The organism is Grimontia kaedaensis, assembly GCF_023746615.1.
GTDB classification, from domain to species: Bacteria; Pseudomonadota; Gammaproteobacteria; order Enterobacterales; family Vibrionaceae; genus Enterovibrio; species Enterovibrio kaedaensis.
Genome location: NZ_CP082275.1, coordinates 884,789 through 901,102, shown reverse-complemented (window position 1 = coordinate 901,102; position 16,314 = coordinate 884,789). Strand labels below are relative to the sequence as shown.

Below are 16,314 nucleotides of genomic sequence, written 5' to 3'. Positions count from 1 at the left end.
TACTCAAAATGAACTTTCCCCGTTTAATATCCTTAACAGTTTTTCAGTGTTATTTAAGAGCAACTTCGAACAGCCTCTTGATTCAACGTTAAGTCTCACAACTGGTTCAGTGTTTGATGTGCGTAGGTTAAACCTCCAATTATCGAACTCAAGACTTATTCCATCTATCTCATTTATGTCTATCGCATCATTTTTATATATTTTTAGGACTGCATCTATAGCTTTCTCTGGTTCATCTAACTTACAGTTTATTTCTCCCGAAGACGGGAATGCATTAATATGGTCTGAAACTGTTTCTGATAATTTCATATTTTTTACAGATAGTAATTCCGTAATTAGGAGCCAAGGAATCATACCGGAATCACAATATGCAAAGTCACGAAAGTAATGATGAGCACTCATCTCCCCACCATAGATAGCATCCTCTATACGCATACGTTCTTTTATAAATGCATGACCTGTTTTTGACATAATTGGAATACCTCCAGCGTCACTGACTATATCGATGGTATTCCATGTGAGGCGAGGATCGTGAATTATTTTTGCGCTAGGCTCTTTTTTCAAGAAGGCCTCAGCTAATAACCCAACAATATAGTACCCCTCAATGAAATCTCCATTTTCATCAAATAGAAAACATCGGTCGAAATCACCGTCAAATGCTATGCCCATATCAGCTTTATGCATTTTCACAGCTTCGGAGGTATCGGAACGACACTCAGGTAGTAATGGATTTGGAATACCATTCGGAAAGTTACCATTCTCTTCATGGTGCACTTTAATTATTGTGATTGGGATGTTTTGCGCTTTAAATCGAGCTTCCAGTGCATCGATCACATGACCTGCCGCACCATTACCTGAGTTAATAACTAGTTTCATAGGCTTGATATTTTCAGGAGTAATGTATCCCATCAAGTGATCGACATAGTCTTCAGTGATACCTATTCTTTGGTAAGTACCTTTTTTTTCAACTTCATCAAAAACATTTCTCTCAGCAAGAGCTTGAATTTCCCCTAAGCCTGTATCACCACTAATTGGTTTGGCACCCTCGCGCACCAACTTCATTCCGTTGTAGTCCATAGGATTGTGGCTTGCTGTTACTTCAACGCCCCCGTCAACCCCTAGATGAAATGTTGAAAAGTAAACCTCTTCTGTACCAGATAAACCTATATCCAACACATTAACACCTGCATTCATCAGACCATCAGCAAGAGCTAGTTTCAAATCTTCACTGGTAAGGCGTACATCCCCTCCTACTACTACAGTTTTCTCTTTTAAGTTTTCACTTTTCAGGTATTGACCATAGGCGCGCCCAATTCGATAAGCAATGTCATTGTCTAGCTCGGTACCAAGTTGACCACGAATATCGTATGCCTTAAAGCATGTTAATCTTTTCATTTTTATTTTTCCTCAAAGCGAACTACATCGTCTTCTTGAAGATACTGACCTGACTGCACTTCAATCAATTCAAGAGGTACTTTCCCTGGGTTTTCTACCATATGATTCATACCGACGGGAATATATAATGATTGATTTTCAGTAATCACTTTCACTGTGTTATCAAAAGTTACCTTCGCAGTTCCTGATACAACCACCCAATGCTCTGCTCGGTGATAGTGAAACTGCATACTTTGCTTTTTCCCAGGTTCAACAGTTATACGATTAACTTTATATCTATCACCTTTATCTATCGCATCTGATTTACCCCAAGGGCGGTAACTTTCGCGATGCTCTCTATATTCAGATCTACTATCTGCTTTCAAACATTCAACTATGCGTTTGACTTCCTGCACTTTGGATTTATCTGCAACCAGAACCGCATCTTTTGTTTCAATGACAACTATGTCTTTGAGCCCCACTGCTGCAACAAGTTTATTTGGGGCATAAATATAACAGCCTTTTGTATCTTCTAGAATCGCATCACCATGATGCACATTGCCGTCTTCATCTTTGTCTGAGACATCCCAAAGTGCAGACCAAGAACCAACATCACTCCACCCAGCATCCATCGGTACAACTACTGCGTGTTTGGTATGCTCCATTACAGCGTAGTCAATCGAATCATCTGGACATTTTAGAAATTCATCTTCATCGACTCGTACGAAATCACTATCGAAGTTGAGCCCATTAAGAGCTTTAGTACATTGTGAAAATATGTCTGGGGCATGAGCTTTTAGCTCTTTGAGATAAGTCGAAGCTTTAAACATGAAGCAACCACTATTCCAATAGTATTGCTCGGAAGCCAGATATTGTTCAGCCACCTCTCTTTTGGGCTTTTCAACAAATGCCTCTACTTCATAAGCTTCCTCATCAATTGCCATCCCTCTGTGGATATAACCATATCCAATTTCCGGAGCAGTAGGTACAATTCCAAAGGTGACTAATTTTCCATTGCTTGCTTGTACTAGGGCGTGTTTTATAGCTTCTTGAAAAGCTCTCTTATTCTTAACAAAATGATCTGCAGCAAGCACAAGCAAGATTGGGTCTTCTCCATTCTCTGCGGCAAGCATAGATGCAAGAGCAATCGCAGGAGCAGTGTTTCTACCTGCTGGTTCCAAAATAATACGAGATTTTTTCCCAACACGTCGCATTTGTTCTGCAACAATAAACCGATGGTCTTCGTTTGAAATAATAATAGGCTCTTCAGACTCTAAACCACCCAGACGCTCGATAGTTGCTTGTAGCATAGTTAACTCTGATGCAGTATCGAGTGATAGGAACTGCTTTGGAAATGCTGAGCGAGAGAGCGGCCAAAGTCGGGTTCCCGAACCTCCGGCCATAATGACTGGGATAAACATATTACACTGCCTTTAAGTCAATTTAAAAATAAATAAGGTGGAGCAGTTCAACAATATTTTTATAAAGTTGGTGCCTCATAAAAAGAAATACCGTTTTTATCTTTTTCTGCAAGCAAAGGTAATTCTTTTATTGGCCAGGCTATTTTTAGTGCTGCGTCTTTCCACAAGATCGATTGCTCTGCTGAAGGGTTATAATAATCCGTACACTTGTATACAAATTCAGCTTCCTCACTTGTCACATAGAATCCATGAGCAAAACCTTCAGGCACCCATAATTGGCGCTTATTTTCCGCCGATAGGTATATGCCTACCCATTTACCAAATGTCGGCGAGTCTTTTCGAATATCTACGGCTACATCAAAAACTTCTCCGGAGACCACACGTACTAGCTTTCCTTGTGTATTCTCCGTTTGATAATGCAGACCACGTAAAATCCCTTTCTTTGATTTAGAGTGATTATCTTGCACAAATGGCGTCGGTTTTCCGGTTACCAACTCTTCAAATTTCTGTTGGTTCCACGTTTCCATGAAAAAGCCACGCTCATCACCAAACACAGTAGGCTCGATGATTTTTACATCAGGGATGTCTGTCTCTATAACCGTCATAGTTAACTCGTGTAATCCTTCAAATTCTTTAATGCCAACTGCCAATCACTTGGACTAACGCCAAACTGAGTAAAGATTTTCTCGTTGTTTAGTTTAGAGTTCGCCGGACGTTTCGCTGGTGTGGGATAGTCACTGGTCGCTATCGGATTAACGGTTATGGTTTTGACCAAAACGTCTTGCGCTTTCGCTTCGGTAAAAATGGTATTCGCGAAGTCATACCAACTCACATGTGGCATGCCTGAGTAGTGATAAACGCCAAAACCCGTATTGTTTTCTTTGATAATAGCCACTGCAATGTGGAGTAACGCGGTGGCAATATCACCGGCATAGGTTGGCCCACCAAACTGGTCTGCCACTATACCCAACGTGTCTCGATTTTCGGCTAAACGCAGCATGGATTTTACAAAATTGCCTCCATGCTCACTAAATACCCATGCCGTTCTCAAGATCATGTGACGAGGGCAAGCTTCTGCTACCGCGATTTCACCGGCCAATTTACTTGCGCCATACACACCTTGCGGACGTGTCTCATCACTCTCTAGGTACTCACCGTCTTTGTTGCCTGCAAACACATAGTCTGTCGAAATGTGCAGCATGGCCGCACCAACCTTGTCAGCAGCTTTAGCAAGATTTGCAGGGCCATCCCGGTTAATAGCGTAAGAGAGTTCAACCTCATCTTCCGCTCTATCTACCGCTGTATAGGCTGCAGCATTGATGATCACTTCAGGAGAAAACGAGGTAACCACGTTAAACACCGCACTCTCGTCAGTGATATCTAGTTCTTCACGGTCTAGCGCCAAAAATTCAACACCTGCCATATTGTTCAGTCGCTCAACCAAACAACGGCCTACCTGTCCGAAACTACCTGTAATGAGTAACTTCATTATTTCGATTTCTCTTCATTAATTAGACGGATAAGGTATTGACCATATTCATTTTTCATCATCCGCTTGGCAATCTGTTTAACTTCTTTTTCGCTCAACCAACCATTGCGCCATGCAATTTCTTCCAAACACGCCACTTTCAGTCCTTGAACATGCTCTATCGTTTGTACGAAAGATGACGCTTCATGAAGGCTTTCGTGCGTTCCTGTATCTAACCAGGCAAAACCACGTCCCAGTAGTTCTACATTGAGTGAACCATCATTCAGGTACATTTCATTTAGGGTGGTTATTTCGAGTTCACCGCGGCTGGACGGTTTTACACCTTTGGCCATGGTTACGACACGATTATCATAGAAATACAAGCCGGTGACCGCATAATTCGATCTTGGTTTCACTGGCTTTTCTTCAATCGAGACGGCGCGCATCTGGTCATCAAATTCCACCACGCCAAAACGCTCTGGGTCTTTAACTTGATAACCAAACACGGTCGCGCCGGATTCACGCGAGGCGGCGTTTCTTAATGTATTGCTGAACGACTGGCCATAGAAGATGTTGTCACCCAACACCAAACATACGCTATCATCACCAATAAAGTCTTCACCGATAATAAACGCTTGAGCTAGACCGTCTGGGCTTGGCTGCACAGCGTATTCCAGATGAATACCAAAGTCGCTGCCGTCACCCAGCAAACGTTTAAAGCTCTCATTGTCTTCTGGAGTGGTGATGATCAGGATCTCACGAATACCCGCCAACATCAGAGTTGACAATGGGTAGTAAATCATCGGTTTGTCGTAGATTGGAAGCAATTGCTTCGATACGCCCCGGGTGATTGGGTATAGACGCGTGCCTGAGCCACCCGCCAGAATGATGCCTTTCATTGATTAGGCTCCTAGAGAAAAAGGACCTAGGTCCTAGATCCTAGATCCTAGGTAGGAACTAGAGCATAGAACCAAAAACAAGTATGACGAGAGGTTAATGCCTAGTTTGTACCAAGGCGCTCACGTGAATAAGAACCGTCCAGTACTCGTGACCACCACGCTTTGTTGTCGAGATACCACATCACGGTTTTGCGAATGCCCGATTCGAAGGTTTCTTCCGGTTTCCAACCTAGCTCTCGCTCAATTTTTGACGCATCGATTGCGTAGCGCACATCGTGACCTGGGCGGTCTTTTACGTAGGTAATGAGGTCTCGGTACTGAGCCACACCCTCTGGCTTAGTTGGTACTAACTCTTCAAGCAGCGCACAAATGGTTTTCACCACTTCGATGTTGGCTTTTTCATTATGGCCACCAATGTTGTAGGTCTCACCTATCTCACCTTCGGTCGCCACTTTGTAAAGCGCACGTGCGTGGTCTTCTACAAACAACCAGTCACGGATTTGCATGCCATCACCATAAACTGGAAGAGCTTTGCCATCTAGGGCATTCAAAATCATCAGTGGGATAAGCTTTTCTGGAAAATGATAAGGACCGTAGTTGTTTGAGCAGTTGGTCACGATGGTTGGCAAACCATAGGTACGCAGCCAAGCTCGAACTAAGTGGTCACTCGACGCTTTTGATGCAGAATATGGGCTTGATGGCTCGTAGGAGGTTTCCTCTGTGAACAAATCTGTCGTCCCTTCGAGGTCTCCGTATACTTCATCAGTTGAGATATGATGGAAACGAAACGCAGCTTTCTTGTCGATGTCCAGAGAGTTCCAATACTGACGTGCTGCTTCTAGCAAATTGTAGGTACCAATGATGTTGGTTTCAATAAAAGCAGCAGGGCCGTCAATGGAACGATCTACATGAGATTCTGCAGCCAAGTGCATCACAACGTCGGGTTGATGCAAAGAAAATACGCGGTCTAGTTCTGCACGGTCGCAGATATCTACTTGCTCAAAGGCATAACGTTCGTTTTCAGAAACCGTAGCCAAAGACTCTAGGTTACCCGCATAAGTGAGTTTATCGACATTAACAACGCTATCCTTTGTATTTTCTACAATATGTCGAACGACTGCGGAACCGATGAAACCCGCACCACCTGTCACTAAAATCTTCATCTCTGATTCCAATATTTGGTTTTCTGTACGCTACCGCCCTTAGGTCTCGTCCCTAAATCACGCCATAGCATCTATATTTTTTGCGACTACTTCTTACGAAGCGCCTTGTTTTCTGTTGACACCTCAACCTGACGACTGATCAGGTTGACTAATAAAATTGAGCGAAGCTCTCCATCCGCTTCCTTGTAAATCGCTTCCGTACCCTCAAATTGACCCGAGAGCACTTCCACTTGGTCACCCGGTTTGAATACGTCACTCAGTGCTTCACGTTGCTCATCGCTGTCTTCATGTGACATTAAATGGGTGATGAGTTCCACAGGCACGACAGTTGGTATTGCTCCCTGTCGAACAAAGTCAACAACCCCACGCGTTGAACGCACGGTAGTGTATGAGATTTTTTCAGGATCAAAGGAAGCGAATATATAGTTAGGAAAGAGCGGTTCCAATTCACTGGAACGCTTACCGCGGCGGATTTTTTTAACAGTTACTTGGGGATAGTAACAATCGACGCCTTGTCTTTTAAGGTGCTGCTCAGCGCGTTGTTGCTCGCTGCGTTTACAATAGAGCAGATACCATGGATTCATTTTTTATTCTCGTCGATTTCTTTTGCTAGCCAGTTTTTGCATCGTCTTTGCGAAGCAACTCAAGAGTATATTAGGCTGGCCTTTGTCCAGCAAGCATACAGCCTTCAACTGCATAAATTGTCTGCACTGGTTCATAGTTTGGAATGCAGGGATTGAATTTTTTTCAAAAGGCAAAGAAAAACCGCCTGGTTCGGCGGTTTTTTTTTGAGTAAGACTTTGATGATTCAAGCGCTAAGTCTTTGGATGTCCAAGCTAAAGCTAGTTAATCCAATCTCACTGAGCGATACGCGTACACTACCGCCTGACAGGTCGATAGTTTGAAAGCGAGTAGTCGATGCATCTATGCCTAGCAGATTTTCGTTCTTCACAATCAACGCCTTGCCTGAACCATCCACCACTGCATTGAGTCCAGCAGATAAAACATCAAGCTGGGACTCCGCTGCGTTTAGTATTCCAAACATGGCGCGGATGGGACTCGCGTAGGTTGAGCGTTTAATGGCGTGTTCGATTTGATGGACAAGATGAACAAAGCCTTTTTCGTCCGCATCTTGCGAACGGAGATATTCGTTGAAGAAGGCGCGGATCATCAAGGTTGTCGCTGTTCCGTTCTCTCCAGCCGACGCGCTATCAACCATGTAAAACGCCATCTGACCATCCATCATCCAAGTGTAATCAAGCACTACGGGGTTAGTATCAGCAGACTGTAGTGAGTGATAAGACAATCGCCAGTCACCCTGTTGCGAGTCCTGATCTGGCATCAATCCCATCAACAAGTCTCTTGCGCTACCTGGATTATCTAAGAGATCCTCCAAGTGCCACTTCAATTCCTCTGTCAATGGCTGGTCGCCGTTTTGAGAGACTTTAAACCATTGCTGAGAGAAATCTGCGTCACTATTAACGCCGCCATCGGCGTCTTCCAATACCGAAAGAATGGCGGACTTCACCACCATGATGTCTTCAATAGGCTTGATCAAAAAGTCTTTCACACCAAAGCGCAACGCTTGAGCAACGTCTGACATGCCCCCCGTGCCTGAGATAACTATCACTGGCAGCATAGGGTATTCCATACTGACTTCTTCGACGAATTCTAAACCTGTCATTACCGGCATAGAGAGATCGCTAAGTAACAAGTCTGGAATGCCTTCTCTAAGCGCTTTTAATCCATCCAATCCGTTTTCAGCTTCTCTTACAACGCACCCTTCTTTGCGAAGAAAGCTACTGATGATCCGACTAAACACGGGATCATCTTCAACAATGAGAACTTCTTTTCCTTCCAACACAATATGTTCTCCTGTTTCATCTTGCCTTGCTGGTGTCTAATATGGGCAATTTGCTACTACTAGGATAGTTTGAAAATCAGTGTGAGGTTGTCACTGGCCTGTATTAGACGACTCGAAAGTGGTTAACTTTCTGTATCCTGAAAAGAAAATAATTTGGATATTTTCTATCTTTCCTTACCTTCAGACCACCTGTAGAGTCCTTCTTATTGACATAAGACAACGAAAAACAGGCCATGTTAATTTGAAATAGCCAAAATAACGATTTTTGTTGAAGACAATCGCAACATAGTGAAATCCTATGAAATTAGATGACCTCAATCTTTTCCGACTGATCGTCGAAAATGGAAGCTATACGCTAGCTTCAAAAAAGACGGGAATTCCTGTTGCTACGCTCACCCGAAGAATTCAGGCACTTGAAGAGGATATCAAGATTAAGCTGCTGCACCGTGATGCCAGAAAACTGTCTTTGACAGAAGCCGGACAAAGTTTTTACGACCGTTGCTCTCCTTTGTTGGAACAACTGGTAGAAGCTACAGAAAATCTGTCTGAAAGTTGCCAGGGTACTTCCGGCACCCTCCGTCTGGCCGCACCTTCCAACATTGCAATGAAGCTTTTGCAACCCATGTTGAGCGCTTTTCTGGTGGCTTACCCTGACATCAAAATTGATTTGTCGCTTTACAGTGATACCTCCCCCACTCACTTGGATGACAAACATGCTTTCATCAAAATTGGACCACAGCGAGATTCTTCGATGATTGCGCGAAAGCTCCATACCGTGAGAGACATTCTTGTTGCTAGCTCAACTTATCTGTCAACAATTGCGCCGTTGAAGGGCGCTGGTGATCTCGAGAAGCATCATCTGCTCAAAGGATGGCCGCTTAAGAGATGGCGACTTTCCAATAATAGGGGTCAAGATATCTGTGTCTCTCAACCGGGTCGCTTTGAAGCTTCTGAGCTCCGGATGGTAAGGGCAGCAGCAAAAGATGGATTGGGTATCGCGCTGATACCGGATATTTTGGTGCAGAAAGATATAGATGAGGGTGAACTGATCCAGATTTTGCCGAATTGGACTACAGAACCTCGTGATATCTTTCTGATGTATCATGATAAAACACATCATCCGGCAAAACTTCGTGCATTTATCGACTTTTCACTCTCATACTTTCACTCAGAAAACACTGAAAAGTGAGGTTGATCACCAAGTGTCCCAGATTCGATAAGTGATTAAAAAACCACCACACTTTTGGTGGTTAAAACTTGCTAACGACCGTCCTCAACACCTAATGTTATTAATATGTAACAAAGCGATCGATCAAGCATCGCTGTTGCGTATTACAAACCACTGGTTACCGCACAGGAAGGAGCGACCTATGATTCTGGGACATTTGCTCGGCCTTTATACTCACCCGAAAGAAGAATGGAAAAACATTGACGATCGCCATGAAGGCACTGTGAACAGTATGGGGCATGCTGCGATCATGGCGCTTATTCCACCTATCTGCGCCTATTACTCCAGCGTTCATATTGGTTGGCAGATTGGCGTCGGTGACCCGATTTTCCTTACTCAACAAAGCGCCATCATTATTGCCTGCGCAATGTACTTTGCACTAATAACTGGGGTAATGGCACTTGCTTACCTCACCTTGTGGATGAGCCGCACTTTTGGTTCAACACCGACGTATACTCAGGCTCTAGAGCTCGCTGCGTACACTGCTACCCCGATATTCATGGTTGGTTTGGCAGCGCTCTACCCCGTTGTTTGGTTTGTTATGTTGGTGGGCCTTGCTGGTATTGCTTACTCTGTGTACTTACTCTACACCGGAGTCCCCATTATCATGCACATACCAGAAGAAAGGGGGTTTATTTACGCAAGTTCAGTGGTCACCTGTGGGCTTGTGTTGCTGGTTGCCATACTTGCCAGTTCAGTGATTATGTGGAACGTAGGCTTCGGCCCTATGTTTGTACAGTAAACGGGCTTGTTCAATTACTGGAATCGTCGGTGATTGAAAATAACGAACAGAAAAAACGCGGCTTGATAGCCGCGTTTTTTTAGACGTTCATCTTGTAAGGGAAGCTTAAATTAGCTCTCGTTGTAGATTTCGAGGTTAGCCAGCTCTTGCTGCTGTTCACGAACCGCTTTAGATTCATCGTTACGCAGGCTTTCCAAGTAATCGAGGTATTCTTGGTTAATGTCACTGGTGACGTATTCTCCGCTGAATACCGAGCTTTCAAAGCGCTTCACATCAGGATTGCCTTCACGTACTGCATCTTCTAAATCACTAAGATCTTGGAAGATAAGACCATCAGCACCAATGATTTGGCAAATTTCATCGACCTCACGGCCATGTGCAATCAGCTCATTTGCACTCGGCATGTCGATACCATATACATTTGGGAATCGGATCTCTGGTGCGGCTGATGCCATGTAAACACGCTTTGCGCCTGCTTCACGTGCCATTTCAATGATTTGTTCAGACGTGGTACCACGAACAATAGAGTCATCTACCAGCAGCACTGATTTATCTTTAAATTCTGAGCGGATGGCGTTGAGCTTACGACGCACTGATTTACGGCGTTGCTGTTGACCCGGCATGATAAAGGTACGGCCAACGTAGCGGTTTTTCACAAAACCCTGTCGGTATGGCTTCTCTAGCACTTGAGCAATTTCCAACGCGATATCGCAAGACGTCTCTGGGATTGGAATAACCACATCAATATCTAGGTCTTCCCAATCGCGACGAATTTTTGCACCGAGTTTTTGGCCCATGTTGACGCGTGCACCATATACAGAGACTTTGTCGATGAATGAGTCTGGACGTGCGAAATAGACGAACTCAAAGATACAAGGAGACAAAGTCGGGTTATCAGCACACTGACGGGTAAACAGACGACCATCAAAAGTGATGTAAACGGCTTCGCCCGGTGCCACATCGCGAACAAAGTCAAAGCCAACCGCATCAAGCGCCACTGATTCTGAAGCCACCATATACTCTTCACGGCCATTGACGGTGCGTTTGCCCAAGCAGAGCGGACGAATACCATGTGGGTCGCGGAAAGCAATAAGGCCATGCCCGATGATCATCGCAACAACTGCATAGCCACCGGTGACTTGTGCGTGAAGTTCACGCACCGCTGAGAACACATGTTCTTCAGTTAGTTTGTCAGAAGCGACCTTGTCAATTTGGTGGGCAAGAACATTGAGAAGGACTTCTGAATCTGAAGTGGTGTTAAGGTGGCGGCGGTCTTGTTCAAAAAGCGACTCGCGAAGCTGGTTGGCATTGGTGAGATTACCGTTGTGCGCGAGCGTGATGCCATATGGTGAGTTAACATAAAATGGTTGCGCTTCTGAAGCACTGGAGCTACCTGCTGTTGGGTAACGAGCGTGGCCAATACCCACGTTTCCCTGCAGCCTTTGCATGTGCTTTAGTTGGAAAACATCTTTGACCAGGCCGTTCGCTTTTCTCAGGCGGAAACGGTTATCGTCAATGGTGACAATCCCTGCCGCATCCTGACCTCGGTGCTGAAGTACTGTCAACGCATCGTAAATTGACTGATTAACCGGGGTCTCACCCACGATCCCAACAATCCCACACATGTATGCTGTTCCTTGTAACGCGAAATTGAGCCCAGGGAACTTGTGGATTTACCCGCGAACTTTGCCGCGGGAAAACCTTAGATCACCTTAGGCAGAAAGCTGGAGCTTTGCTCCAAATAAGTGAAAAACCACTCAATCACTACCCCAAATTTAGGGATTAACTGTGATTGTTTCCACTCTGGAGAGCTGGCAAGGCTGGTGAAAGCATCAAGGAAAAATAACAGCGCAGCGACTATCAATACGCCACGAATTCCCCCAAAAACAATCCCTAACACGCGATCTGTACCTGAAAGGCCAGTTTTTTGTACTAACTGTCCAATCACATAGTTAACAACCGCACCAACAATCAGGGTGGCAATAAACAGCGCCGCTATCGCCGCACCGTTTCGAATCATTTCGTCATGAATATTTGTAAAGTAAGCTGCCAATTGTGGGTAAAAATCACTCGCAACAAAGAAGGCAGCGAACCAAATCACCAGCGACAAGGCTTCTTTAACAAAACCGCGGACCAAGCTAATCAAAGCAGAAAAGCTAATCACGCCAATAATGATGTAATCTATCCAATTCATCTTTTAATCATCTGAGTGATTCGCGCGCATTTTAACAGAAAAAATGACGACGCAAACGTTTTCTTATGGGTTGAGTGGGTTAAATCTAAGCAGTTGACCTTTCAAACCGGTCAAAGACTCTAAATCTGCAGTCATCGACTCAAGCTTTTCCTTAGACACATCAGGGCCTACCTCTACGCGTGCTAGGTCACCCTCTTTGATATCGCGCGGCATAAGTTGCGCTGCATACCCTTTACTCCGAAGTGTTGCTACTAGATTATGCGCATTTTCAATGTTACGAAACGTACCTAGACGAATAATCCATGCCGAGTCGGTATAGTTTTCTTTGGGCGCTAGAGCAGCATTCGGTGCCGCCTGCGCGTCTATGGTGACGCCGACAGGCTCTTGTGGCGGCATGAAGCTTTCAACCTTCTCAGGTGCCTGAACACGCTCAGTCAGCACGGACTCATCCACTTCCTCACGTAAGGGAATGGCTTGATAGCTTTCTTCGTAGTGTGCCTTTTCACCGTCAAATACGTCGGGAAGGAAAATAACGCCCAGAGAGACAAGGATGAGCGTTCCGACCAATCGGTTTTGAAACTGGGTAGCCACAATTACTCCTGTTTTTGGAGGTGGTCGGCGATCTCACCGACAGTATGGAAAGAACCGAATACAATGAGAATGTCTCCCTGCCAATCAAGCGATGCTTTTGCGTTATCAAAAGCCAGCGCGGGAGACTTAAAGCCATGGACACTATCCGGTAAGTGTTCTGCGATCTGCTCCCAGCTCGCGGCTCGAGGCCCCGAAAGCGACGCTGGGTACCAATGGTCAACGACTGACTTCATTTCCTCGATGGTCGCTGCAATATCTTTGTCATGGAGCATAGCGACGACGGCATGCACGCTGGCGTTGGATGCCTCTTTCAGCTCCTGAATTTGTTTCGCCAGATAAGCTGCTGAATGTGGGTTGTGTGCTACATCCATCAGAATCAACGGAGACTCAGAAACTCGCTCCATGCGACCAGCCAGTTTGACTGATTTCAGACCATCAACAATATGCTCGTCAGTCACTTCAAGTTCGGATAGCCCTAACGCCATCAATGCTGTGGCAGCGTTCGGGAGTGGTAAGTTGGGAACCGGCAAGTCGCGCAAGTCAAATGCGCCACACTGCCAATGCCACACATCGCCTTCTTTTTCGTAGTCGAACTGGTAGCCCACCTGGTGAAGATTGGCACCAATATCGTCAGCATGGGCTGCAACACTTGCTGGCGGCTCCGGTTGACCACAGACAGCTGGTTTTCCACCTCTGAAAATACCGGCTTTCTCGAAGCCAATTACTTCAATGTCATCACCCAGCCAGTCGACATGGTCGATGGCCAAACTGGTGATCACAGACACATCATGGTCAACGACATTCGTGGCATCCAAACGTCCACCCAAGCCTACCTCGAGCACAACCACATCAACCTGTTTATCCTTGAACAACCAAAGTGCAGCCAGCGTACCGAATTCAAAAAAGCTCAGGCTGGTATCACCTCGCAGTGTTTCTATCGCAGTGAATGCTTCTGAATGCCTTTCATCATCTAATTCCTGACCGTTAATGCGAACACGCTCGTTATAACGAACCAGATGAGGAGAGCTGTAAACGCCTACTTTATAGCCAGCTTTGAGGAGAATGCTTTCGATGATGGCACACGTTGAACCTTTGCCATTGGTACCTGCTACGGTAATCACTTTTGGCGCTGGCTTGGTCAGCTTGCCATTGTTGGCAACCAGAGAAGCGCGGTCTAAACCTAAATCAATTGCGCTGGTGTGAAGAGATTCCAGATACTGTAACCATGCAGATAACGGTGAGTGAGCACCAAGCTTAATAAGTTCTGACATTTGTTATCTATTCAAATTTCCAATGCTTTAATCATATCAGTTAAAAGACAAAGAGCGCCATAAGGCGCTCTTTCGATGTGAGATTCACTTGAACAAATCAGGTTCAATTACTCTTTATCTTCTTCCACTGGCTCAGCTTCAACCACTTCACCTTCAAGCGGTTTGTCGACTGACACGACCAGTGGTGATTCATGGTTGGTCATTTTTGCCAACAAGCCACCAATGCGTTGACGCATTTCACGACGGTCAACAATCATGTCAATGGCACCGTGTTCAAGCAGGAACTCACTGCGTTGAAAGCCTTCTGGCAACTTTTCACGCACGGTTTGTTCAATAACACGTTGGCCAGCAAAACCGATCAGCGCTTTTGGCTCACCGATGTTAACGTCGCCCAGCATCGCAAAGCTTGCAGTGACACCACCGAAGGTTGGGTCAGTTAACACAGAAACAAACGGCAGGCCTTTTGCTGACAGACGCTCAAGCGCGGCACTGGTTTTAGCCATTTGCATTAGCGACATCAACGCTTCTTGCATACGCGCGCCACCGCTGGCAGAGAAACAGACCAAGCCACAGTTGTTCTCGATTGCTGCGTCGACTGCTCTCACGAATCGCGCGCCAACAACCGCACCCATTGAGCCGCCCATGAAAGCGAACTCAAAAGAAGCTGCAACAACCGGCATGCCCAGTAATTCGCCTTTCATGACGATCAGGGCATCTTTCTCTCCGCTCGATTTCTGCGCAGCAGAAATACGGTCTTTGTACTTTTTTGAGTCGCGGAATTTGAGCAGATCTTTTGGCTCCAGCTCATCACCGATTTCCACGCGGTTACCTTCATCGAGGAAAGTCTCCAGGCGTTTGCGCGCACTCATGCGCATGTGGTGATCACATTTCGGACACACATGCACGTTACGCTCGAGTTCTGCATGATACAGCACTTGTTCGCAGGACGAACACTTGGTCCAGACGCCTTCAGGGATAGAAGCCTTACGTGAAGAACCGATATTGCTTTTTGTCAGTATTTTTTCAAGCCAGCTCATGAACGACCTTATTTATTGGAGCACTCGCCGCTTACATCACTATCATGCACTGTTTCGTTCACCATGAACGCGGTCTGTGCAGAGATGGGCAAGTGGCCTTGATATCAAATAATCCAACGAAGAATTAAAACACAACTTGTTAAGACTTTGGACAAAAAACTGGTACTACCTATTGTTAGTCCCACTTCTGTCTACTTTGCTTTGTAACGAAGAGGCGATTTTCCGCGACTTTATGCTGGTTAAAGTTGTTCGTCTGGCAAAAACAGTGGGCCGACCGGCGAAGATGGAAGTTCATATTCCTTCGGGTAATCCACTTCTACCAGATACAATCCCTCTGCCTTTGCCGTTGCTGCCGCTAAGTTGCGATCTTTAATTTCTAGGAGCCATTTCAGCCACTCTGGTTTTTGCTCTTTGCGTCCGACAGCGATCAAACTGCCAGTGATATTCCTCACCATATGGTGAACAAATGCATTGGCCTTGATATCAATGATCACGTAACGTCCCTGACGAGTCACATTTATATGATGAACATTTCGCCAAGGGCTGTTCGACTGACAATGAGCAGCACGGAAGGAAGTAAAGTCATTCTCACCCAATAAGCACTGCGCCGCTCGATGCATCAGTTTATCGTCGAGCTCGCCATGATAGTGGCTCACGCCGTGACGCAGAATTCCGGGACGCAATGCATCGTTGTAGATAATATAGCGATAGCGACGCGCCGTTGCGGTAAAGCGAGCATGGAACTCGTCGGGCACTTCTTTAGCCCAACGCACTGCAATGGTGTCAGGCAGGTGCGTGTTAACACCCATAGTCCATGCGCGCAAAGGCCTTGAACCATTAACATCGAAATGAACGACTTGACCTGTGCCATGCACGCCAGCATCTGTGCGACCAGCGCACTGCACTTCAATCGGCTGGTTGGCGATTTTGGACAGGGCTTTTTCAAGGTGCTCTTGAACGCTTGGCACTTCACGTTGGCGTTGCCAACCATAAAATTTCGCACCATCGTATTCCACACCCAGGGCAATTCTCATCGTGTTTTCTCTGTCTTGCTGGTTATCT

At 45.6% G+C, this 16,314-nt stretch carries 16 protein-coding genes; 2 read left to right on the top strand and 14 right to left on the bottom strand.

What is annotated here, in order from left to right:
- Positions 1 to 3: 3 nt before the first annotated feature.
- From K6Q96_RS04370 to K6Q96_RS04335, 8 genes are all read right to left on the bottom strand, one after another.
- Complete coding sequence (locus K6Q96_RS04370; protein ID WP_251878090.1) at positions 4 to 1,395, bottom strand: phosphohexomutase domain-containing protein; 1,392 nt, start codon at positions 1,393 to 1,395, stop codon at positions 4 to 6.
- A gap of 2 nt (positions 1,396 to 1,397) precedes the next feature.
- Positions 1,398 to 2,795, bottom strand: coding sequence for a mannose-1-phosphate guanylyltransferase/mannose-6-phosphate isomerase (locus K6Q96_RS04365; RefSeq protein WP_251878089.1), 1,398 nt, complete (start codon positions 2,793 to 2,795; stop codon positions 1,398 to 1,400).
- Positions 2,796 to 2,854: 59 nt separating this feature from the next.
- Positions 2,855 to 3,400, bottom strand: coding sequence for a dTDP-4-dehydrorhamnose 3,5-epimerase (gene rfbC / locus K6Q96_RS04360; protein WP_251878087.1), 546 nt, complete (start codon positions 3,398 to 3,400; stop codon positions 2,855 to 2,857).
- 2 nt (positions 3,401 to 3,402) lie between these two features.
- Complete coding sequence (gene rfbD / locus K6Q96_RS04355; RefSeq protein WP_251879587.1) at positions 3,403 to 4,287, bottom strand: dTDP-4-dehydrorhamnose reductase; 885 nt, start codon at positions 4,285 to 4,287, stop codon at positions 3,403 to 3,405.
- Positions 4,284 to 5,162, bottom strand: a complete 879-nt coding sequence (rfbA, locus tag K6Q96_RS04350; RefSeq protein ID WP_251878086.1) for a glucose-1-phosphate thymidylyltransferase RfbA — start codon at positions 5,160 to 5,162, stop codon at positions 4,284 to 4,286. The genes rfbD and rfbA overlap by 4 nt, the downstream gene beginning before the upstream one ends.
- A gap of 101 nt (positions 5,163 to 5,263) precedes the next feature.
- Positions 5,264 to 6,325 (bottom strand): dTDP-glucose 4,6-dehydratase, encoded by a 1,062-nt coding sequence (gene rffG, locus K6Q96_RS04345; protein WP_251878084.1) that lies wholly within the window; start codon positions 6,323 to 6,325, stop codon positions 5,264 to 5,266.
- Positions 6,326 to 6,411: 86 nt separating this feature from the next.
- Entirely contained in the window at positions 6,412 to 6,909 is a 498-nt protein-coding gene (gene rfaH / locus K6Q96_RS04340) for a transcription/translation regulatory transformer protein RfaH (protein ID WP_251878082.1), read from the bottom strand.
- A 224-nt stretch (positions 6,910 to 7,133) separates the two neighbouring features.
- The gene (locus K6Q96_RS04335) at positions 7,134 to 8,189 is read right to left on the bottom strand and encodes a response regulator (RefSeq protein ID WP_251878079.1); all 1,056 of its coding nucleotides are present in this window, start codon (positions 8,187 to 8,189) and stop codon (positions 7,134 to 7,136) included.
- Between the two features lie 298 nt (positions 8,190 to 8,487).
- Here K6Q96_RS04335 and K6Q96_RS04330 point away from each other — a divergent pair, with 298 nt between their 5' ends.
- Together K6Q96_RS04330 and K6Q96_RS04325 are read left to right on the top strand one after the other, a co-directional pair.
- The gene (locus K6Q96_RS04330) at positions 8,488 to 9,378 is read left to right on the top strand and encodes a LysR family transcriptional regulator (RefSeq protein ID WP_251878077.1); all 891 of its coding nucleotides are present in this window, start codon (positions 8,488 to 8,490) and stop codon (positions 9,376 to 9,378) included.
- Between the two features lie 181 nt (positions 9,379 to 9,559).
- Positions 9,560 to 10,159: a Yip1 family protein gene (locus K6Q96_RS04325; RefSeq protein WP_251878075.1), complete on the top strand. Its 600-nt coding sequence runs from the start codon at positions 9,560 to 9,562 to the stop codon at positions 10,157 to 10,159.
- Between the two features lie 110 nt (positions 10,160 to 10,269).
- Here the strand turns inward: K6Q96_RS04325 and purF are convergent, their stop codons facing one another.
- The 6 genes from purF to truA form a co-directional block, all read right to left on the bottom strand.
- Complete coding sequence (gene purF, locus K6Q96_RS04320; protein ID WP_251878074.1) at positions 10,270 to 11,784, bottom strand: amidophosphoribosyltransferase; 1,515 nt, start codon at positions 11,782 to 11,784, stop codon at positions 10,270 to 10,272.
- 77 nt (positions 11,785 to 11,861) lie between these two features.
- Complete coding sequence (gene cvpA / locus K6Q96_RS04315; protein WP_251878072.1) at positions 11,862 to 12,353, bottom strand: colicin V production protein; 492 nt, start codon at positions 12,351 to 12,353, stop codon at positions 11,862 to 11,864.
- Positions 12,354 to 12,416: 63 nt separating this feature from the next.
- Positions 12,417 to 12,944, bottom strand: coding sequence for an SPOR domain-containing protein (locus K6Q96_RS04310; protein ID WP_251878069.1), 528 nt, complete (start codon positions 12,942 to 12,944; stop codon positions 12,417 to 12,419).
- 2 nt (positions 12,945 to 12,946) lie between these two features.
- Positions 12,947 to 14,215: a bifunctional tetrahydrofolate synthase/dihydrofolate synthase gene (gene folC, locus K6Q96_RS04305; protein ID WP_251878067.1), complete on the bottom strand. Its 1,269-nt coding sequence runs from the start codon at positions 14,213 to 14,215 to the stop codon at positions 12,947 to 12,949.
- 107 nt (positions 14,216 to 14,322) lie between these two features.
- Positions 14,323 to 15,252, bottom strand: a complete 930-nt coding sequence (gene accD / locus K6Q96_RS04300; RefSeq protein WP_251878065.1) for an acetyl-CoA carboxylase, carboxyltransferase subunit beta — start codon at positions 15,250 to 15,252, stop codon at positions 14,323 to 14,325.
- A 239-nt stretch (positions 15,253 to 15,491) separates the two neighbouring features.
- Complete coding sequence (gene truA, locus K6Q96_RS04295; RefSeq protein ID WP_251878063.1) at positions 15,492 to 16,286, bottom strand: tRNA pseudouridine(38-40) synthase TruA; 795 nt, start codon at positions 16,284 to 16,286, stop codon at positions 15,492 to 15,494.
- Positions 16,287 to 16,314: the final 28 nt, after the last annotated feature.